Origin of the sequence: Pseudomonas sp. Seg1 (assembly GCF_018326005.1) — a bacterium.
Classification (GTDB): domain Bacteria; phylum Pseudomonadota; class Gammaproteobacteria; order Pseudomonadales; family Pseudomonadaceae; genus Aquipseudomonas.
The window spans coordinates 1,312,782-1,332,814 of sequence record NZ_AP021903.1 but is presented as its reverse complement, the minus strand read 5'-3'; the positions used below and the strand labels follow the sequence as shown (position 1 = coordinate 1,332,814).

The 20,033-nt window shown below is 57.9% G+C and carries 17 protein-coding genes; 9 read left to right on the top strand and 8 right to left on the bottom strand.

The annotated features are described in order from the left end of the window. Window positions 1-208 precede the first annotated feature (208 nt). From KI231_RS05730 to lptF, 3 genes are all read left to right on the top strand, one after another. Window positions 209-553 (top strand): pilin assembly protein, encoded by a 345-nt coding sequence (locus KI231_RS05730; RefSeq protein ID WP_103303065.1) that lies wholly within the window; start codon window positions 209-211, stop codon window positions 551-553. Window positions 554-919: 366 nt separating this feature from the next. Beyond that, complete coding sequence (locus KI231_RS05725; RefSeq protein ID WP_103303066.1) at window positions 920-1,324, top strand: DUF4398 domain-containing protein; 405 nt, start codon at window positions 920-922, stop codon at window positions 1,322-1,324. 55 nt (window positions 1,325-1,379) lie between these two features. Further along, on the top strand, window positions 1,380-2,168 hold the full coding sequence (lptF, locus tag KI231_RS05720; protein ID WP_016983302.1) for a lipotoxin F family OmpA-related lipoprotein LptF: 789 nt from the start codon (window positions 1,380-1,382) through the stop codon (window positions 2,166-2,168). 261 nt (window positions 2,169-2,429) lie between these two features. Here the strand turns inward: lptF and KI231_RS05715 are convergent, their stop codons facing one another. The 7 genes from KI231_RS05715 to prfB all read right to left on the bottom strand — a co-directional run bounded on the left by KI231_RS05715 (window position 2,430) and on the right by prfB (window position 9,391). Beyond that, the gene (locus KI231_RS05715; protein WP_194933264.1) at window positions 2,430-2,759 is read right to left on the bottom strand and encodes a PA3694 family proteiin; all 330 of its coding nucleotides are present in this window, start codon (window positions 2,757-2,759) and stop codon (window positions 2,430-2,432) included. Further along, the gene (locus tag KI231_RS05710) at window positions 2,756-3,661 is read right to left on the bottom strand and encodes an alpha/beta hydrolase (RefSeq protein WP_213027677.1); all 906 of its coding nucleotides are present in this window, start codon (window positions 3,659-3,661) and stop codon (window positions 2,756-2,758) included. Before KI231_RS05710 ends, KI231_RS05715 begins: the two co-directional genes overlap by 4 nt. A gap of 181 nt (window positions 3,662-3,842) precedes the next feature. Then, complete coding sequence (locus tag KI231_RS05705) at window positions 3,843-5,120, bottom strand: flavohemoglobin expression-modulating QEGLA motif protein (RefSeq protein ID WP_103303069.1); 1,278 nt, start codon at window positions 5,118-5,120, stop codon at window positions 3,843-3,845. A 32-nt stretch (window positions 5,121-5,152) separates the two neighbouring features. Beyond that, window positions 5,153-5,707 carry a hypothetical protein gene (locus KI231_RS05700; RefSeq protein ID WP_213027676.1) on the bottom strand — a complete coding sequence of 185 codons (555 nt, stop codon included), beginning with the start codon at window positions 5,705-5,707 and terminating at the stop codon, window positions 5,153-5,155. A gap of 155 nt (window positions 5,708-5,862) precedes the next feature. After that, the gene (locus KI231_RS05695) at window positions 5,863-6,576 is read right to left on the bottom strand and encodes a TetR/AcrR family transcriptional regulator (protein ID WP_103303071.1); all 714 of its coding nucleotides are present in this window, start codon (window positions 6,574-6,576) and stop codon (window positions 5,863-5,865) included. A 105-nt stretch (window positions 6,577-6,681) separates the two neighbouring features. After that, window positions 6,682-8,184 carry a lysine--tRNA ligase gene (gene lysS / locus KI231_RS05690; protein ID WP_213027675.1) on the bottom strand — a complete coding sequence of 501 codons (1,503 nt, stop codon included), beginning with the start codon at window positions 8,182-8,184 and terminating at the stop codon, window positions 6,682-6,684. Window positions 8,185-8,295: 111 nt separating this feature from the next. Beyond that, a protein-coding gene (gene prfB, locus KI231_RS05685) for a peptide chain release factor 2 (RefSeq protein WP_098967418.1) occupies window positions 8,296-9,391 on the bottom strand; the annotation gives its coding sequence in 2 pieces (ribosomal slippage) (window positions 8,296-9,318 and window positions 9,320-9,391; 1,095 coding nt in all). A gap of 251 nt (window positions 9,392-9,642) precedes the next feature. Between prfB and KI231_RS05680 the strand changes: the two genes are divergently transcribed. The 6 genes from KI231_RS05680 (at window position 9,643) to KI231_RS05655 (ending at window position 18,957) form a co-directional block, all read left to right on the top strand. After that, window positions 9,643-11,709, top strand: a complete 2,067-nt coding sequence (locus KI231_RS05680; protein WP_213027674.1) for a type VI secretion system Vgr family protein — start codon at window positions 9,643-9,645, stop codon at window positions 11,707-11,709. After that, window positions 11,706-12,401 (top strand): DUF4123 domain-containing protein, encoded by a 696-nt coding sequence (locus KI231_RS05675; protein WP_213027673.1) that lies wholly within the window; start codon window positions 11,706-11,708, stop codon window positions 12,399-12,401. The genes KI231_RS05680 and KI231_RS05675 overlap by 4 nt, the downstream gene beginning before the upstream one ends. Further along, window positions 12,398-16,126 carry a toxin VasX gene (locus tag KI231_RS05670; RefSeq protein ID WP_213027672.1) on the top strand — a complete coding sequence of 1,243 codons (3,729 nt, stop codon included), beginning with the start codon at window positions 12,398-12,400 and terminating at the stop codon, window positions 16,124-16,126. Before KI231_RS05675 ends, KI231_RS05670 begins: the two co-directional genes overlap by 4 nt. Beyond that, window positions 16,123-17,187, top strand: a complete 1,065-nt coding sequence (locus KI231_RS05665) for a hypothetical protein (protein WP_249412101.1) — start codon at window positions 16,123-16,125, stop codon at window positions 17,185-17,187. Before KI231_RS05670 ends, KI231_RS05665 begins: the two co-directional genes overlap by 4 nt. Before the next feature lie 140 nt (window positions 17,188-17,327). Further along, entirely contained in the window at window positions 17,328-18,392 is a 1,065-nt protein-coding gene (locus KI231_RS05660) for a hypothetical protein (RefSeq protein ID WP_249412100.1), read from the top strand. 40 nt (window positions 18,393-18,432) lie between these two features. Continuing rightward, entirely contained in the window at window positions 18,433-18,957 is a 525-nt protein-coding gene (locus KI231_RS05655; protein ID WP_213027671.1) for an AP2/ERF family transcription factor, read from the top strand. A 45-nt stretch (window positions 18,958-19,002) separates the two neighbouring features. Here the strand turns inward: KI231_RS05655 and KI231_RS05650 are convergent, their stop codons facing one another. Further along, the gene (locus tag KI231_RS05650) at window positions 19,003-20,004 is read right to left on the bottom strand and encodes a response regulator (RefSeq protein ID WP_103303078.1); all 1,002 of its coding nucleotides are present in this window, start codon (window positions 20,002-20,004) and stop codon (window positions 19,003-19,005) included. Window positions 20,005-20,033 lie beyond the last annotated feature (29 nt).

The following is a 20,033-nucleotide window of genomic DNA, read 5'->3' as shown; positions in this document are numbered from 1 at the left end:
TCTCCAGCGGTAATCCGGGCGGCCTAGAAACGAGTGCATGGCCTAGAGAGTGCCGCTCTGCGCCGCTTCTTACAAGCCGGCCGACGAAGGGACTTTAAACCTTGTCACCGAAAGCTAGTCTCAACAGTAAGCCGCACAACGGCTTGCCGCCGGCCCCGGCCGGACACTCACCAAGGCCTGCCACCCGCAGGCGCGACATGAGGTTTTTATGAAAATTCGTGAGCTCGCCCAGCATTGGGAAGAAAACGCCAAGGGTCGCCTGACCGACACTGGCTACACGATTCATCTGGATGTCGAAGCGGCTGCGCGCCTGGCGGCGATTGCCGAGATGTACCCCAAACGCCACCCCGAAGAGCTGCTCGGCGAACTGATTGGCGCCGCGCTTGAAGAGTTCGAAGCGAGCCTGCCGTACGTGAAGGGGTCGACCGTGGTGGCGACGGATGAGGAAGGTGATCCGTTGTATGAAGACGTCGGGCCGACGCCGCGGTTTCTGGCGTTGTCGCGCCGACATTTACATGACCTCTCGGCCGCAGACGGCAAACAGAAACACTGATCCGAAATTGCGTTAAACCTGTGGGAGCGGGCTTGCCCGCGATAGCGCCACTTCAGTCAAAGATGCGTTGAATCCGGTGGCCCCATCGCTGGCAAGCCAGCTCCCACAGGGGCTTTATTTTTCCTGTAGCACTACGTCGTATTCCCCCGCGCGTACCACTCCAAACCGTCAAAGTTCCCGCTTTAGAGCCTTGTCCATTCGGTCAAAGTTTTTTTTGGCGATAGGCCATCTTTTCTGAACTTTTGAAAATCGCCTCCGGTCGGAAGCTGTAACCACTCCTGGAACGAGCGTTTCAAAAACGCGCTTTCACACGACGCTTTCGGCTCCTCGACCAGGATGGATTTAGATGTTTTCAGGAGATGCCTAATGGAGTTGAAGACCATGAAAAACCAAACCTCGTTTACCCACCTGCGCGGTCTGAAACTGGCGGCCCTGGCAATCGGCACCAGCTTCGTACTGGCCGGTTGCGCCGGTAACCCACCAACCGAGCAGTACGCTGTGACCCAATCGGCGGTCAACAGTGCGGTCAGCGCCGGTGGTACCGAGTTCGCCGCAGTCGAGATGAAGCAAGCGCAGGACAAATTGAAACAAGCCGAAATCGCCATGCACGACAAGAAGTATGACGAGGCCCGTCGCCTGTCCGAACAGGCCGAGTGGGACGCTCGTGTAGCCGAACGCAAGGCTCAAGCCGCCAAGGCCGAACTGGCTGTGAAGGATTCCCAGAAAGGTGTTCAGGAACTGCGTCAGGAAAGTCAGCGCCCAGTGCAGTAAGCGCGCATCCCGACCGCAAAGCTGAAACTTTTATTGATAGAAAGGACGACAAATTATGCGTAAGCAACTGATGATCCCCGCTCTCCTGGCTGCAAGCGTTGCCCTGGCTGCCTGCTCCACCCCGCCTAACCCGAATCTGGAACAGGCACGCACCAACTACGCCGGCCTGCAAGCCAACCCGCAAGCGAGCAAAGTAGCCGCTCTGGAAACCAAAGACGCCAGCGATTATCTGGACAAGGCCGACAAGGCTTATCTGGACAAGCAAGACGCCGCCAAGGTTGACCAACTGGCCTACCTGACGAACCAGCGTGTGGAAGTAGCCAAGCAGACCATCGCTCTGCGCACCGCTGAAAACAACCTGAAGAACGCCGCAGCGCAACGTGCCCAGGCCCGTCTGGACGCTCGTGATCAGCAGATCAAACAGCTGCAGGACAGCCTCAACGCCAAGCAGACCGATCGCGGTACGCTGGTGACTTTCGGTGACGTGCTGTTCGCCACCGACCGTGCCGACCTGAAATCCAGCGGTCTGGTGAACATCAACAAACTGGCGCAATTCCTCCAGGAAAACCCTGATCGCAAAGTGATCGTCGAGGGTTACACCGACAGCACCGGTACCGCCAGCCACAACCAGTCGCTGTCCGAGCGTCGCGCCAACTCCGTGCGCACTGCGCTGGTGAAAATGGGTGTTGATCCAGCGCGTATCGTCACTCAAGGCTACGGCAAGGAATATCCGGTTGCCGAGAATGGCAGCGCTTCGGGCCGTGCGATGAATCGTCGTGTGGAAGTGACCATTTCCAACGACAACCAGCCTGTGATGCCACGTTCGGCTGTCAGCTCGAACTAAGCATTACTCGGTAATGTAAAAGCCCCGCCTGAGTGATCAGGCGGGGCTTTTTTGTGGGAGCTGAAATCGCGGCCCCTCACCCCAGCCCTCTCCCGAGGGAGAGGGAGCCGAATGGGGGATGCTCAATAGCTGCGTCGACCTGGGAGTGTTTTGCCGAATCCATAGTCGACACTCTCTTTCAGGTCGGCGTAACTCGAAAGACAGCTCGGTCAGTCCCCTCTCCCGAGGGAGAGGGTCAGGGTGAGGGCTGAACCTGCAGAATCACTCTTGCAGCTTCTGCGGGGTCTCTTCGCCCATGCAACGCACGGCTTTTTTCTGCGCATTGATCAGTACACCGGTCAAACCCTTTTGCTCGGTATCGAACAACACCAGCACGCCATCGATGCACTGCGCCACTTGCGGTGCCGGGTCGAGCGAAACCTTGTAGTCCTCACCCGGCACCGTCTTGAGCATGGTGAATTCGTTGAGCAGCAACGCATCCTCAGGCTTGGCGAAATGCAGGTAACCGTAGTACCACAGCGCCCCGACGGTGCCGAGGATGCTGCAGATACCGGTGATGATCAGTGGGATGGCGTTACGTTCTTCAGTCATTGCGGACTCTCGTCTTCAGCATTCGGGGGTGTCGGGTAATAGGGGATTTCGCCGAGGCGGCGCAAGCCGTTGAAGTGCTCGGGATCGTCGAGGTAACGCAGCATCACCTGGCGCCAGATCGGGTCGCCGAAAGTCTGCACATGACCGCCACGGGTCAATTGCAGCACACGCGGCGGCGGCGCAGCTTGATACAAGCGGATGCCATTGGAAAGCGGCACCAGTGGATCATCGATGCTGTGGAAGATCAGTTTGGGCACGCCATTGAGCTGCGGCATCGAGTTGATCGCACTGTCGCCATCCGGCACCAGCCACGACAGCGGTACCTGAAACGGCCAGGTCAGCCACGAGGTGCTAAGGGCATATTGGCCGACGCTGCGGTAACTGGCGGGCACGCCGTCGAGGACCAAGGCTTTGAGCTGCTTCTGCCGCTCTGGATGCTGCACCAGCCAATGCACGGCCATCGCGCCGCCAAGGCTTTGGCCGAGCAGGATCAACGGCTTGCCTTTGACCTCAGGGGCCTTGTCGAGCCAGGCGAACGCGGCGTCGATGTCCTGATAAATCGCCGGCAGGCTAGGCTCACCCTCGGACAAGCCATAACCGCGATAGTCCACCAGCAGCACTTGATAGCCGTTTTTCGGCAACCACCAACTGCCACCCAAGTGCATCGGCAAATTGCCGCCGTTGCCGTGCAGGTGCAGGACCGTGCCTTTGACTTCCACACCCGGTTTGGCCGGTAGCCACCAGGCGTTGAGCTTCAAACCGTCCGCCGTTGTCAGGGTAACGGTGCGGTATTCGAGTTTGGCTTTTTCCGGGGTGAAAATCTGCCCAGGCTCGGGGTAGAACAACAGCGAACTGCAACCGCTGAGGGTCAGGAGCAGGCAAAGAATGCCGAGGATTCTCATCCGGTGAAACCTCGCGAAGGAAATTGGCAAACAAACGATTCAGAGAAAAACAAATAACCCTGTGGGAGCTGGCTTGCCAGCGATGGCGGTGGGTCAGCCAACATCAATTTTGACTGACAGAATGCAATCGCTGGCAAGTCGAATCGTCGAACCGCAGCTCCCACAGGGGATTGTGTTTGGGTTAAAGGATATTGGAGTAATCCGCTTCGATCCGGTCCAGGCTCAAATGGTTGAGGAAGTTGGAGAAACACATCCACGCCGACAACGCGTTCAGGTCGCGGAACTGGTCCGGCAGATACTTCGGCGGCACGACAAGCCCCTCATCGACCAACTGACGCAGGGTACGCATGTCTTCCAGCGTGGTCTTGCCGCAGAACAACAGCGGGATCTGCTCAAGCTTGCCCTTACGCACGGCCAACTGAATGTAGTTGTAAACCATGATGAAGCCCTTGAGGTAGGACAAGTCTTTGGTGAATGGCAGACCGGTCGGCGTCGATCCACGGAAAACCCGACTGGCGTTGCCGTAGCTTTCCGCCATTTCGAAGCCCTGTTCGCGGAAGAACTCGAACACCTGCAAGAAGTCCGCGCCCTCCTCGACCATGTGGATGGCGCGGGTACGGTTGGTCAGTTTGCGCAAGCGGCTCGGGTAGGAGGCGAAGGTGATGATTTCCATCAGAATCGCCAAGCCTTCCTGAGTCACCGTCGACGAGGGCGGGCCCTTGGACAGGAAGGTGCAGATCGGCTGGTTCAGACCGTTGAGTGTGGTGCCGACGTGGACCAGGCCTTCGTGGACCTCCAGCGCGCGCACATCGCGGTCGTTGAACAGCGCATCGGTGCGGATCTTGATGTAGTCGGCGCCCGCCGCCGCGTCGGCAACGATGCCGTCGGACTCGAACACGCGGATGGTTTCCTCGGCCTCGCCGAACACCTTGTTCAGGCGGGTTTGCAACAGATGCACGGCATCTTTGGCGGTGAGGATTTTCGGCTCGTCCTTCAGATCGCCACGGCCATCGATGTTGTTCAGATAGTCGGACATCATCAGGCCGAGGTCGGCCAGGGTCGGATCACCGGCGTGAAACGCATCGGACGCGGCGCCGTACAGCTCTTGCGAGATCAGGCCGAAATCCTCGGTGCCGCGCGCTTCGAGCATGCGCACCACCATGCGGTATTCCTTGCACATGCGCCGCATGATCTGGCCGACCGGGTTGAACTGGCCGAGTTGGCGGGTGATGTCGCGCTCGATGTTCTGGAATTCCAGTTTGACCTTGCTTGAATCGAACGACAGCGGCCGATTGAGGTAGTAGTCGCGATCCACCGCCGGCATTTCCTTGCCCTTGCCCTTGAGAAAGCCCTTGCGGATGTTCTCGTCCCACTTGACGGCATCGAGGACGCGGATCGGCGTCTGCGCCAGCACGATGCGATCAGACAATATGCGTATCGACTGCTGGTAATCGTCCACCCGAAACTCCTGTAGAAAACCTGACCTGTGAATTATTTGGCGCGAGCCTGGCGCTGATAGCGCGCCGCTTCAACAAAAACATCGGAATTAGCCGGATCATCGAGGTAAGCGAAGACCTTGTCGAGGCTGCTGTCGACCTCCACGCCGTCGCCATCGTCGGTCTGGAAGGACCGACCGTCGAGGGCTTTTTGCTGGATCGTTTGATTGATCTGTTCGAGATCGAGGTTGTACACCACCAGTTCGTGCTTGTCGGTGAGTTCGAACCCGGCGATGGTGTAATGGCCACCGTAGCGGGCCGGCACTTTCGCTGACAGATACCAACGGCTGCCATGGCGCGACACGGTGAACGGATAGGCTTCGCGTTCGCGGGGTTTGGCCTTGAAGTACGTGACGGCCTGATAGCGATCGTTACCGACGCGGGTCAGTTCAAGGTTCATCGGCTCGCCCCAGGCATTGATGCTCGACCACTTGCCGAGCAGGCCCTTGGGCGCCGGATCACTGGCGGGCAGCGGCTCTCTGAACGTCACCAGACAGCCACTGAGCAGCAGGAACGACAAGGCGATCAGCACGCCACGCCAGGCTTTCATTCAACACTCCCTATGAACGTACCACCCTGAACATCACTACAGTCCCCTGTGGGAGCGAGCCTGCTCGCGAATACGGTCTGACATTCAACATCTGTGTTGCCTGACACACCGCTTTCGCGAGCAGGCTCGCTCCCACAGGGTGATGCAGCAGCCAATCAGACTGACGCGAGTACGAGGTGCATATACCGCGTCAGAATGCCGAGCATGTCTTGTTCGTCCAATGGCTCGGCGTCGTTGAGCAGGCCCTGATATTCCATCCGTCCGATAATCGCCGTCAACACCTTGGCATCCTGCTGCGGTTCACGCGAGCCCAATACCTGGAACAACTGGCAGGTGCCTTGTAACAGAATCTGCTGATGGGAGCGCACCAGAATCGCCAGACGCGGGTTGAGCAGCGCTTCCTGACGGAAGGCCTGTTCGGCCATCAGATGCTCGCGACGATTAACCAGTTGCCGATGCACGTAATCGGCCATCAGCCGCGCAATATCATCCGCCAGTTGTGAGCGCGACTCGGGGCTGCCGTCACCGCTGACGACCATTTCACGCAACAGACCTTCGTTGTTGATCCACAGCTTGGCCATGTAAGCCGCACTGCGTTCGACGTATTGAGCGAAGGTATCGGTGAGCAGGTCATCGATGTCCTTGAAGTAGTACGTGGTCGCCGACAGCGGCACACCGGCCTCGGCGGCCACGGCGCGGTGACGCACGGCGCGCACACCGTCACGCACGACGATGCGCATCGCCGCATCGAGAATATCCTGGCGACGCTGTTCGCTGCCCTGTCGGCTGGCCTTACGGCCCTGGTACTGAACACTTTCAGCGACCGCAGTGGCGATACCCGCTGCACCTTCTTGAGCGATTGCAACCATCACGACAGGACTTCCTCTGCTATTTCAAAAGTAACCAATTGATACATTTGTACCAGACAGGCAATAAAAAGCCGCCTGTTTTAGGCGGCTTTTTAACTGAAACGTTTACGCTTGCGGTCGCATGTGCGGGAACAGGATCACATCGCGGATCGACGGCGAGTTGGTCAGCAACATCACCAGACGGTCGATGCCGATACCTTCACCGGCAGTTGGCGGCATGCCGTACTCCAGCGCGCGCACGAAGTCGGCGTCGTAGTGCATGGCTTCGTCGTCGCCGGCGTCCTTGTCCGCCACCTGCGCCATGAAGCGCTCGGCCTGGTCTTCCGCGTCGTTCAACTCGGAATAGGCGTTGGCGATCTCACGGCCGCCGATGAACAGCTCGAAACGGTCGGTGACGTTCGGGTTGTCATCGTTGCGACGGGCCAGTGGCGACACTTCGAACGGGTACTGAGTGATGAAGTGCGGCTGCTCGAGTTTATGCTCGACCAGTTCTTCGAAAATCATCACTTGCAGCTTGCCCAGACCTTCGAAGCCCAGCACCTTGGCGCCGGCCTTCTTGGCGATGGCGCGCGCCTTGTCGATGTCGTTCAGGTCATCGGCGGTCAGCTCAGGGTTGTACTTGAGGATCGAGTCGAACACCGACAGGCGCACGAACGGCTCGCCGAAGTGGAACACCTTGTCGCCGTACGGCACGTCGGTGCTGCCCAGAACCAGCTGCGCCAGTTCGCGGAACAGTTCTTCGGTCAGGTCCATGTTGTCTTCGTAGTCGGCGTAAGCCTGGTAGAACTCCAACATGGTGAATTCAGGGTTGTGACGAGTCGAAACGCCTTCGTTACGGAAGTTGCGGTTGATCTCGAACACTTTCTCGAAACCGCCTACCACCAGACGCTTGAGGTACAGCTCGGGGGCGATACGCAGGAACATTTCCATGTCCAGCGCGTTGTGGTGGGTTTCAAACGGTTTGGCTGCGGCGCCGCCCGGGATGGTCTGCAGCATCGGCGTTTCGACTTCGAGGAAGTCGCGCTTCATCAGGAAGCTGCGGATGTGCGCGATCACTTGCGAACGCACGCGGAATGTCTGGCGCACGTCTTCGTTGACAATCAGGTCAACGTAACGCTGACGGTAGCGCTGTTCGGTGTCGGTCAGGCCGTGGTGCTTGTCCGGAAGTGGGCGCAGCGACTTGGTCAGCAGGCGCACTTCGGTCATTTCAACGTACAGGTCGCCTTTGCCGGAACGGGCCAGGGTGCCGACGGCGGCAATGATGTCGCCCATGTCCCAGGTTTTCACCGCGGCCAGGGTTTCTTCGGACAGGGTTTTACGGTTGACGTAGACCTGGATGCGGCCGGTCATGTCCTGAATCACCATGAACGAGCCACGGTTGAGCATGATGCGACCGGCAACCTTGACCGGGATTGCAGCCTCTGCCAGCTCTTCCTTGGTCTTGTCCGCGTACTTCTTCTGCAGTTCTTCGCAGTAGTTTTCGCGGCGGAAGTCGTTCGGGAAAGCGTTGCCCTTGGCGCGCTCGGCAGCAAGCTTTTCCTTGCGCAGGGCGATCAGGGAGTTTTCTTCCTGTTGCAGGGCTTGCGGATCGAGTTGTTGGTCGCTCATGTCTTTAAATTTTCCATCACAGGTTCGTTGCCCCCAGCCTGCGGCTGGGGATCGCGGGCAGGCCCACTCCTACAGGGATCGTGTTGAATCAGCGATCCTGCAGCTTATTTCTTAAAGCCCCGATTTCAGGCTGGCTTCCAGGTACTCATCGATGTCGCCATCGAGCACCTTGTCGCAGTCGCTGCGTTCGATGTTGGTGCGAAGATCCTTGATGCGCGAGGCATCAAGCACGTACGAGCGGATCTGGTGACCCCAGCCGATGTCGGACTTGGTGTCTTCCAGCGCCTGGGACGCCGCGTTGCGTTTCTGCATCTCCTGCTCGTACAACTTGGCCCGCAGCATTTTCATGGCGGTGTCCTTGTTGGCGTGCTGGGAACGTTCGTTCTGGCAGCTGACCACGGTGTTGGTCGGTACGTGGGTGATACGTACGGCCGAGTCGGTGGTGTTTACGTGCTGACCACCGGCACCGGAGGAACGATAGGTGTCGATCCGCAGGTCTGCCGGGTTGATTTCGATTTCCACTTTGTCGTCGATCTCTGGCGAGACGAAAACCGCAGAGAACGAGGTGTGACGACGGTTGCCGGAGTCGAACGGACTCTTGCGCACCAGACGGTGTACGCCGATCTCGGTGCGCAACCAGCCAAAGGCGTATTCGCCCTTGATGTGCACGGTCGCGCCTTTGATACCGGCGACTTCACCGGCCGACAGTTCCATGATGGTCGCGTCGAAACCGCGTTTGTCAGCCCAGCGCAGGTACATGCGCAGCAGGATGTTGGCCCAGTCCTGGGCCTCGGTGCCACCGGAACCGGCCTGGATGTCCAGGTAGGCGTTGTTCGGGTCCATTTCATGGCTGAACATGCGGCGGAATTCGAGCTTGGCGAGGTTTTCCTCGAGACGGGCCAGTTCGGCGACGACATCGCCCACTGCGCCTTCGTCGTTTTCTTCGACGGCCATGTCCAGCAAGTCGCGGCAATCGGCCAGACCGGCGTTCAGTTCGTCGAGGGTATCGACGATCTGCGCCAGCGCCGAGCGCTCACGGCCCAGTTCCTGGGCGTATTCAGGTTTGTTCCAGACACTCGGATCTTCAAGCTCGCGATTGACTTCAGTCAGACGCTCATGCTTTTGATCGTAGTCAAAGATACCCCCGAATAGTTTCGGAGCGCTCGGACAGGTCCTTGATGGTGTTCAGGATCGGATTGATTTCCATGACGGGCAGCACTCGTTGGCGAACTTTTGAAAGCCGGCGAGTATAACGTAATCAGGCTGTGACGGCAGCCCGTCTGGCGGACTGAATACGCCTTGATTGCGCGTTTACAGGCGCAAACACAAGGCACTTTCTCCAGAAAAATCCCACACGGCAAAGGACTAGTCCTACAACAGAAACAGAATTGCCCGGCATTCAACGCACTTTCACTCATTCACAGTCCCGCCCTTCTAAATCAGCACAAGGGACGTGTGATGTTCAGCCCTGCCAACCAAGCCTCTTTCTTCCTGGACATCGAGGGGTTCGAACACGACCTGCAGGTCCTTGAGTTCACTGGCAAGGAAGCTATCAGCCAGCCCTTTCGCTTTGATTTGACACTGGTCAGTGAACGCCCCGACCTCGACCTGGAAAGCCTTCTGCATCGTCTGGCCTTTCTCGGTTTTGACCGTCACGGCAGCGGCATTCATGGCCAGATCTACAGCGTCGGCCAGGGCGACTCCGGCAAACGCCTGACGCAATACCAGATCAGCCTGATGCCCAGCCTTGCCTGGCTGGGCCACCGTTTCGAGCAGAAAATATTCCAGAAACTCAGCGTGCCGCAGATCATCGCCCAGGTTCTGGAAAGCCACGGCATCCTGCGCAATGGCTATCGATTTGCCCTCGGTACGGACTACCGCCCACGAGACTATTGCGTCCAGTACGACGAGAGTTGCCTGCATTTCCTGCAGCGACTGTGCGAAGAAGAGGGCCTGCACTACCACTTCGAGCACAGCCGCGCGGGGCATGTGCTGGTGTTCGGCGATGATCAGACCGTCTTCCCCAGGCTGCACCGCCCCACCAGCTACCTTCAGGACAGCGGGATGGTCGCTGATGAGCAAGTGATCAACGCGTTCACCCTCTCGTTCAACACCCGCCCCACTGCCGTGACCCGTCGCGACTACGACTTTGAAAAGCCTTTGCTGCAACTGGAGAGCACTGCGAAAGATCCTTCGCCGTTGCGACTCGAAGACTACGGATTTCCCGGCCAATTCACCGACCGCGAACACGGCAATCAGCGCGCCCGACGAGCACTTGAACGGCACCGCAGCGATTATCGGCAAGCCACCGGACGCAGCGACCAGCCCATGTTGCTCAGTGGCCACTTCCTGTCCTTGACCGGCCACCCACGCCAGGAATGGAACGACCTGTGGTTGCTGACCGAAGTCATCCACACCGCGAAACAACCGCAAGTGCTTGAAGAGTCGGTTACCAGCATCCCGAGCGACGGCTTTTCCCAAGGCTACCGCAACACCTTTCTCGCGACCCCATGGGATACCCCTTTCCGCCCCTCGCTCGTGCACCGCAAAAAAACCATCACTGGCTACCAAAGCGCCGTGGTCTGCGGCCCGCCCGGCGAAGAAATCCACTGCGACGAATATGGCCGTGTCCGTGTTCAGTTCCCGTGGGACCGCGATGGCGACCACAACGATCATTCCAGTTGCTGGGTGCGCGTTGCCAGCGGCTGGGCTCACGACCGTTATGGCAGCGTGCTGATCCCCCGCGTCGGTATGGAAGTGCTCGTCAGTTTTTATCAGGGCGACCCGGATAACCCGTTGATCGTCGGCTGCCTGCCCAATGGCACCAATCGCCCTGCGCTCGACCTTCCCGCCGAACACACTCGCAGCACCTTCAAGACCCAAAGCAGCCCTGGTGGCGGAGGCTTCAACGAACTGCGCGTGGAAGATCGCAAGGGGTCCGAGGAAATTTCCATCCGCGCCCAACGCGATTTCGTCCAACACGTGCTGAACGACCAGCGGGTGCAAGTCGACAACCAGTGCAGCGTCGTAGTCGGCGGCAATGCCCGGCATGAACTGCACGCAGAAGAACAACACATCACCCACGGCAACCGACAGACGGAAATCAGACAAGACGACCACCTGACGGTGCATGGCGACCGGCATATTCGCACCACCAACCATCGGTTGAGCGCTCAACAGCAAGTCCACGTCAGCGCCGACCAGCGCATCGTTATCGACGGCGGCACCAGCGTCACGATTCAGGCCGGTGGCGGCTGGATCACGATCAATGCGACAGGCATTTTCAGCAGCGTGCCGGTTGAGCAAGGAGGGGCACCAATGCCGCTGATGGCGGCCGCACCGGTGGCGCTCGACGCGAGCGAACCACCTCTCCCCGACACCGTTTCAACCGCACTCCTCAAGCAACTGCTCGGCGACGAAGCGTTGATTGAACTGTGCCAGATGCCCAACGGCGGTACGCCGATGGACTGCCCGCTGAGCGACTGTCAATGCCGCAAAGCCTTGGGCAATGGAGCTCGCTCATGAATACCTGGATTTTGCTCGAGCGCCCTGCTGCGCAACTCGAAACGCTCTATCGCCTGACGACACATCCCGACACCCAGAAGCTGTTCGCCGGCACGTCACTCAACGGTTTTGCCGAACACAGCCCACTGCTGGTCCGTCTCGACAACCAGTCAATACTCACTCAGGCCATCGAGCAGACCCCGGCGCAATGGCCCGGGCTGCTGATTGAAAGTGCGTGTGACATGTCCTCGGTTCTCGCGCATTTGCGGCAGATCCTGTTCGTCAACTTCGACCAGCAACGCAAAGGCGTGCTGCGCTACAGCAACCCGACCGTCGCCAGTTATTTTTTTGCCGCGTGTACCGCGCAAGACCTCAGCCTGTGGCTCGGTCCGATCAACGAACTGCGTTGGTTCGGTGCGACATGGGCCACTCAAGCGACAGGCGAGTCTGGCTGGCAGCAACTGAACAACCTCCACGCCAACGACTGGCACATCGAACGCACAAACCGGGCCATGGTGCTGAGCGCCGCCCAGGAAGAGGCCCTGACGCGCCAGCGCAATGAACAGTTTCTCTATCGCTGGTGGCGGCAACATCCACAGCACTCCTATGTGCAGGCGGCGCAGTTGATGGCGCAAGCCCTGACTCAGGGCATCGACGACAGCGACGCGATCAGCGCCTTCCTGAGCGCCCATTGCACGCAGGCCCAGTCATGACGCGCCTGGGGAAGTTGACCGGAGGCCCCGGCTGCGAACGCGACAAGCTGATTGTTCAAGTAATTGGCACGGCACATGGCAATAACCAGCGCCTGCTGATCGTCGATCAATCCGGCGTCGAACCTCTTCTGGCCCTGACCGATGAAGCCGTACGCGAAACAGACCGCTTGACCAGCGTTCACAGCGAATTGTTTGTGTGGGATTGGTCGGCACGGCTCAAGCATCAGTTGTGGCTGGAAATTGCTACTCGCCAAGGCCCGCCCATTCGCCTGCCGTTGCTGGAAGACTTGCGTGTCACTCCGCGCCAACTGGAAGTGCAGTGCAATCAGATCGTGCCGACCCTGCCGTTCTCCGCCCTGCCCGGCACTCGTAGCCACTACGACCTCGGCACGCCGGTGCTGTGTCGCAGTGGTTACGTCTATGTGTTTTACCGTGATCGTCTTTGGCGCGAACTGGAAGTGCAGCAAGACGGCGAACTCACGACTTACCGCGATATCGACCTACAGGCCTATCGCCAGAACCAGGAATTCAGCAGCGATTACCGACAAGCCAGTGGTGTCGATCTCAGCGAGATCTGGCTGCCCGCGACCTGGAACAATCAACCCGCCGAAGCCGTGCAAATGTGTTTCAGCGAAATCCAGCTCAGCGCCGCGCGCATCAAGCGGCTTGAGGAAGATCCTGCGTTGCGCGCTCTGCGGTGTCAGAGCCCAACGCTGCTGTGCGAGAGCCAGACGTTTGAACGGCTATTCGAGGAGAAACCCGATGGTGCGGCGATGCTAGAGACTTTCAGTCGCTTCGACGCGTGGAATGCACAAGCGTCCGATGCGGCGACGAAAGCCAGCATTACTTGGCGCAACCTGGCCGAGCGGGCCTTTCCCGTCGCGCTGATCGCCCCGCAACGGGCACGCCAAAGCGGTTTCGAATACGTTTTTGAGCATCCGGGCCGCTACGTTTGCGACCTCTCGGGGCAATTCGCGGCGCAGCGTAAAACCGAGGCCCAGGCCTGTCTTGATCAGTGGGAGCAAGGCGCCACACCTACGCTGCCTGAAACGTTCGAAAGCAGCGCGTGGGCCGATTGCCTCACCACGTTGCTGGATCAATTGCGCGGTAACCCGCCGAGCGCCGATGAAACGGATCTCTGGCAGCCCCAGCCTTCTGTCGTCGACGTACTGCAAGCGGCTCGGCAACGACGCGTGTGCGGCGTGCTGCTGGAAGACCCGCGCTACCGCGTGCGGCATCTGGTTTCGCAGATCCAGCAACAACAGCAACTGCTGGCGCGGCATGCCGAGCGCGCCAGCCTGCACCCGCACCACGCCAGCGCGGTCATGGTTCAGCAACTGATCGTGCCAGCGAGCATCGGTGGCCAGAAAAATCCGTTGCACGCCTGCTTCGACAAGGTGAAAGAGGCCGGCCGCCGCGACATCAACCGCTTCACCGCCACCGCAGAACGCGCGCTGCTCTGGCAGCAACTGAACAGCGCGCAGGCGCTGCTCGCCGAGTGCCTGCAACAACCGGTCACCCAGCAAACCCTGGCCGATCATTTGAGCCTGGAGGGCTTTGACTACCTCGCCGCGTTGTTTGCCGTCAGCCAGGTGTTCGCCAGCCTGGCGACCGTGCCGGCACAACTCGATCCGCTGGCTAAAAATGGCGATGTCACCAACGCGCTGACCGGACTGAGCCTCTACAGCCCGCAGGCCAGTATCGGCCAGACATTGCTCAACGACATCGCCCACGACCCGGCGCATCCACTGCACGGGATGCTTTGGCCGGCCGTTGATGAAGCCGCGCTGGCGGCGCCTTATGTGCCGCCCACAGAGAAAATGCTTAACGAGGGCGATGGCCGTTTACGCGCCGAACACCTCGCCGAATTCGAGACCGACCCGGGGCCTTACTACCCGCAGCTCGAACACCTCGACGGGCACTTGCTGGAAGGATTACTGGCCAGCGGCAGCCTGAACAGCACACTGACTGGCCAATCGAAAGCGGCGGCCAGCACGCTGGTCAGCATTTATGAAAATCTCGCGGGCGCCGTTGAAACCGCCAGCGGCGCGATGAAAACCCAGATCGTACACGCCCCCACCAGCGCCTACCTGCACGGTCTTGGCGTGGGGTTGCTGCGCAGTTTGATGCCCAAGACCTTTGGCGAAATGCATTTCATCAATCGCCGTGACGCTGATCCGCAGCGGTATTACCTCTTCGGCTTGTCCGACGTGCCGGCCGGAGATCAGCGACCACGGCGGCTGATGGGGGAATACCTGGATGCTCAGGGACGACCGTTGAAGGCGGGGAACGCTGCGGACGTGTTCGAGACGCCGAGCGCTTCTCGCATGGCTCATTACAAATTATTGGTGATGCCGGTGGGGCATTCGACGGTGCGGAGTCTGAGTGAACTGAATCAGCGGATTAATGCCGTGCAAAAAGAGGATGTGGAGGCGCGGGGGGCGGATGACGCGAGAGTGAAAGGCGCGTTGCAGCGGGGGGTGGATGAGCATGGGGCGTTGCGGAACAGCAGGGTACATCGCGTGTTGGGCTCGTTGCCTTTTGCGGCTGGGGTTTTGATGCTGGAGGTTTGGAATGTCAGGACGGAGTGGGCGGCGGCGGAGCAGGTGAGACGGGAGAAGGGAGTATTCCGAATACTTTTATCTGGATTCGGAGCGGGTGTAGATCTAGTTATTGCGCTGGAAATGCTGACGGTAAAACTTGCGGGAACCGAATCCGTTTTAGCGGTTGGCCGCAAGGTTCTTTTTACTATTTCAAAGGACGCTGCAGAAAAAACCTTAGGTGCTCTAGCGGCAGAGTATTTAGCCAAGGAGTTTACCGGGCGAATATTTGCTCAAATAGGTTCTGGATTAATTCTTGCCGCCATTTGCCTGACAGACGCCTGGTATGCCTACAGATGGGGCGATGACGCCAGTTGGGCATATTTGATGATGGCAATGGGTGGAGCCGTCAGCGCTCTCAGCGGCATGATCGTCACCACCGTCACCTTCCTTGGTCTTGGCCCGGCAGGGTGGCTAGCGCTGATATTGATCGTGATCGGCGCCGGAACTGCATGGTGGCTGACCGACAAACCTATCGAGGAATGGCTGGTCAACGGCCCTTTCGGCACGCAAGTTCATTCGGGCAATGCGCATCTACTAGATCCGCAGAGCGGCTTTTATTACCTGATCAGTTTGTTCGCCGATATCCGGATTAACGTGGGCTCCAACCCCGAATTCATCCCCAATGCCAAAATGGACATTCACGCTAAAACGCCGTTTCAGGTGACCTCATCCAACACCTGCATTCGAATTGAAAGTAACTTACCGGGTTTAGTTTCAAATTTAGGTACGTTCAACATCAACGCCCACTGCCGGCTCAACACATTTGAAGTCAGAGGCGGTCGCATTAAAAGCGAAACCGTGCCGTTCACAAAGCTGCTCAACAGCCAACTTGCCCAACCTAAAGCACAAAGGCTGTTACCGCAGGGACTGGAACTGTTTTTCGAAACCCCATCTAATTACGCCTTCGATTTGGTAACAGGATTATCTGGCACCTCACAACAGTGGCAAGTAAGAGCACAATGTGTACTAGAACAGAAAAATCAAATCTGGTACTTTCCTGCTCCACCACCAAAGGATGGCACACCATTTAGCGAGTTCCACAAAAAACCAACATTTGACGGTGAGGGTAAACTTTTCTGGGCAGATGAGATTACAAATAAATCGCGGAATAGTGATTCATGACTGATCAATCGTGGTACGCCAAGGCTGCTTACGGGGCGAATGAAGTCCCGCAACAAGAACCCTCGGCTGGACGTCCGTGGATAATGCGTTTCGCCAAAATCAGACTGCCTTGGGGTAATGCGGATGAACTGATACCTGTAAACATCCTTGAAAAATTCACACCAAAAAAACTTCGTCTTCATGACGACCTCAAGAAAAAGCGTGAAGAAAATTTCACCACAAGCGCCTACGCACCGGCCCTATACGAACTTATAGACTTTCACATAAGGGATAATCATGAGTGCTTCAGGTACACACTTCTTCCCGCCAGTTCCCACTTCTGGTTATACATGAATCTTTTGGGCAAATGGATTTTTTACATATGTTTTATATTTAGCATTCCCGGACACATCTCATTAACTTTGTTGGTAGATGAAAGTTGGTGGGAATTCACTAAGAACTCATTTATCGAGTACTACTCCTGGTTTCTCGGCGTACCACTTCTATGCTGGGCAATCGGCTCAATCGTCATAAAACACTTCCCCAGCCTCTGGCTAAAACCCTCCCGAGGCCCGCTCTGGGAACTCAACCGCCGCACCGGGCTGGTCACCGTCTTCGACTACAAAAACAACGGTGAATATAAAAAGAACGGCACCATCGGTGAACTCACCGCACCCTTCTACGAGTTCGACGCCTACATCGCCACGTCCCCGGACAGTCAGGGCATGCCGATGAATGTGCTCTACCTCGCCCATCGCTACCGCAACATCATGATCAACTTCGGCGCGCTGCTCTGCCCCGGCCCCGAGACTCAACCCGCGTGCGCCCTGTGGGATTTCATCCAGAACTACATGGACGTCAGCCGCCCCCTGCCCGACCTGCCGCAATACGAGGAATACCGCCACCTCGACCCCACCACCGCCGAATACGACCGCCTCACCGGCCGCAACCCGCGTTTCTGGATCGACATGGACGATGCAAAGTTCAAACAGGTAGTCAGGGAGATGCATCAACGCGTGAACAACATCGACACGTTTCAGCGGCCAAACCTGATGGCGAGGTATGTGACGTATGTCGATTGATGGGAGTGCGGGCACTTTCACGCGCCACCGCCCAAGGATGGCACGTCGTTTAGCGAGTCCCACAAAAAACGGGAGTTCGGCGGTGAAGGCAAACTTTAATGGGCAGATGAGATTACAAATAAATCGCGGAATAGTAATTAATGAATGATGAATCGTGGTACGCCCAGACTGCTTACGGGACGAATGAGGTTCCGCAACAAGAACCCTCGACTGGCCGTCCGTGGATTATACGTTTCGCCAAGGTCAGACTGCCTTGGGGTAACGCAGATAAACTAATACCTGTAAATATTCTCGAAAAATTCACACCAGAAAAACTTCGTCTTCATGAAGGATTCAAGAAAGAACGTGAAGAAAAAATCGCCACAACCCCCTATACCGCCAGTCAGGATGAATTTATTGACTTCCATATTAGGGATAACCACGAAAGGTTCAGATTTGCCCTTCTTCCCGCAAGCTCCCACTTCTGGATGTATATGTCTGGAGGGGGCCGTTTTTTGTTTTTTTTGTTCCTTTTAGTCAGCATCCCAACTTATTTTTTAGGAATATCAACAGGAGATGAGTCTATTTGGGAATCTACACAAATCATGTTTAAAGTTTTCTTCTCCTGGATTCTCGGCGTACCACTTCTATGCTGGGCAATCGGCTCAATCGTCATAAAACACTTCCCCAGCCTCTGGCTAAAACCCTCCCGAGGCCCGATCTGGGAACTCAATCGCCGCACCGGGCTGGTCACCGTCTTCGACTACAAAAACAACGGTGAATATAAAAAGAACGGCACCATCGGAGAACTCACCGCCCCCTTCTACGAGTTCGACGCCTACATCGCCACGTCCCCGGACAGTCAGGGCATGCCGATGAATGTGCTCTACCTCGCCCATCGCTACCGCAACATCATGATCAACTTCGGCGCGCTGCTCTGCCCCGGCCCCGAGACTCAACCCGCGTGCGCCCTGTGGGATTTCATCCAGAACTACATGGACGTCAGCCGCCCCCTGCCCGACCTGCCGCAATACGAGGAATACCGCCACCTCGACCCCACTACCGCCGAATACGACCGCCTCACCGGCCGAAATCCGCGTTTCTGGATCGACATGGACGATACAACGTTCAAACAGGTAGTCAGGGAGATGCACCGACGCGTGAACAACATCGACACGTTTCAGCGGCCAAACCTGATGGCGGGGTATGTGACGTATGTCGATTGATCAGTCCGACCGACTCTCAGCAACTGAACAAGAGCCCAACATGAGCAACGACCGCCCTGCTGAAGCTACGTGCAGCAACTCCTACGCCATCATCCGAATCCGCCACAAGAAGTCTGGAGCGATGGCATGGCGTGTTTTTCTTTATCGGGAAGGCAGTGTGAAGGTTCACAAGGAGTTCCCATTTATCAGCCATGGAGGTGAACACCCGGCGCATGCCGCTGCCGTGAAGTTTCGCAATGAGCAGATGCTCCGTTTCCCACCCCCTCTGAGCTGTACGATTCGTCAAAAGCTCCGCTCAAGTAATACCAGTGGCCTGGCGGGTGTTTCAAGACAGAAAAACGGCAAGAACACCTACTGGATCGCGCAGACAACGGCCCGTGACGGTAAAAGGCTGACCCGGTCATTCAACGTCAACACGTTCGGTGAAGAACAGGCAAAACAACGGGCAATCGATGCGCGGACAGAACAACTGGCGACGATCGAACATCGGGTTTTTCGTCAACAGGGCGCCGAAAAGCTTTACGGTGAATTGCTGCTGGCAGCCTCGACCGGTAAAGAACAATGAAACAGCGCAGGGAATGCATTTATCCCTCAGAGCTGTCCTGACCCGCTATTCGATACCCACCTGATTTCTCCCGTTGTTCTTGGCCAGATACAACCCGCGATCCGCCGCCGAGATCAGCAGCCGGCAATCGCTACCCGCCTCGGGCACCATGGTCGCCAGACCGATACTGATGGTCAGGCTCGCACCGTCGCCCGGGGTGTTGTGAGGAATCTTCAGCGCCGCCACAGTCTGGCGCAACTTCTCCGCCACCAGCCGTGCACCGCCCGGCGAGGTGTTCGGCAGCACCAAGGCAAACTCCTCACCGCCATAACGTGCCGGCAAATCCGACGGTCGCGCGCTGGCATCGCGTATCGCCGTGGCGACCTTGCGCAGCGCCTCGTCGCCTTCGACATGGCCAAAACTGTCGTTGTACGACTTGAAATAATCGACGTCGATCATCAGCAACGACAACTGGCTCTGATCACGCAGCGAACGGCGCCATTCCAGTTCCAGGTACTCGTCGAAGTGGCGGCGGTTGGACAGTCCGGTCAGGCCGTCGGAGTTCATCAGGCGTTGCAGCACCAGGTTGGTATCGAGCAACTGCTGCTGGCTCACCCGCAACGCACGGTACGCCGCATCCCGCTGCAACAAGGTCATGTAGGAGCGCGAGTGATAGCGGATGCGCGCCACCAACTCGATGGTGTCCGGCAGTTTCACCAGATAATCGTTGGCCCCGGCGGAAAACGCCGCGCTCTTGATCAACGGGTCTTCCTTGGTCGACAGGACGATGATCGGGATGTCCTTGGTGGCCGGGTGATTGCGGTATTCGCGTACCAGACTCAGGCCGTCGAGGCCGGGCATCACCAGATCCTGCAGGATCACCGTCGGCTTGATCCGCACGGCTTGCGCGATGGCCTGATGCGGGTCGGAGCAGAAGTGGAAGTCGATGTTCTCTTCGTTCGACAGCCCACGGCGCACGGCTTCGCCGATCATCGCCTGATCGTCCACCAACAACACCATGGCGGCGTTTTCGTCGGTTTTAATGTCGTCGATCTGTAAGTCATTCATGGGCGGTCACCTGAGTACTGCGGGGGCCA

What these genes read in the sequence shown, in the direction of transcription:
- KI231_RS05660 (WP_249412100.1), top strand. Translation starts at nt 17,328, where the DNA reads ATGAATGATGAATCGTGGTACGCCCAGACTGCTTACGGGACGAATGAG.
- lptF (WP_016983302.1), top strand. Translation starts at nt 1,380, where the DNA reads ATGCGTAAGCAACTGATGATCCCCGCTCTCCTGGCTGCAAGCGTTGCC.
- KI231_RS05675 (WP_213027673.1), top strand. Translation starts at nt 11,706, where the DNA reads ATGAATACCTGGATTTTGCTCGAGCGCCCTGCTGCGCAACTCGAAACG.
- KI231_RS05670 (WP_213027672.1), top strand. Translation starts at nt 12,398, where the DNA reads ATGACGCGCCTGGGGAAGTTGACCGGAGGCCCCGGCTGCGAACGCGAC.
- KI231_RS05665 (WP_249412101.1), top strand. Translation starts at nt 16,123, where the DNA reads ATGACTGATCAATCGTGGTACGCCAAGGCTGCTTACGGGGCGAATGAA.
- KI231_RS05695 (WP_103303071.1), bottom strand. Translation starts at nt 6,576, where the DNA reads ATGGTTGCAATCGCTCAAGAAGGTGCAGCGGGTATCGCCACTGCGGTC.
- KI231_RS05700 (WP_213027676.1), bottom strand. Translation starts at nt 5,707, where the DNA reads ATGAAAGCCTGGCGTGGCGTGCTGATCGCCTTGTCGTTCCTGCTGCTC.
- KI231_RS05650 (WP_103303078.1), bottom strand. Translation starts at nt 20,004, where the DNA reads ATGAATGACTTACAGATCGACGACATTAAAACCGACGAAAACGCCGCC.
- KI231_RS05680 (WP_213027674.1), top strand. Translation starts at nt 9,643, where the DNA reads ATGTTCAGCCCTGCCAACCAAGCCTCTTTCTTCCTGGACATCGAGGGG.
- KI231_RS05730 (WP_103303065.1), top strand. Translation starts at nt 209, where the DNA reads ATGAAAATTCGTGAGCTCGCCCAGCATTGGGAAGAAAACGCCAAGGGT.
- KI231_RS05725 (WP_103303066.1), top strand. Translation starts at nt 920, where the DNA reads ATGGAGTTGAAGACCATGAAAAACCAAACCTCGTTTACCCACCTGCGC.
- KI231_RS05715 (WP_194933264.1), bottom strand. Translation starts at nt 2,759, where the DNA reads ATGACTGAAGAACGTAACGCCATCCCACTGATCATCACCGGTATCTGC.
- KI231_RS05710 (WP_213027677.1), bottom strand. Translation starts at nt 3,661, where the DNA reads ATGAGAATCCTCGGCATTCTTTGCCTGCTCCTGACCCTCAGCGGTTGC.
- lysS (WP_213027675.1), bottom strand. Translation starts at nt 8,184, where the DNA reads ATGAGCGACCAACAACTCGATCCGCAAGCCCTGCAACAGGAAGAAAAC.
- KI231_RS05655 (WP_213027671.1), top strand. Translation starts at nt 18,433, where the DNA reads ATGAGCAACGACCGCCCTGCTGAAGCTACGTGCAGCAACTCCTACGCC.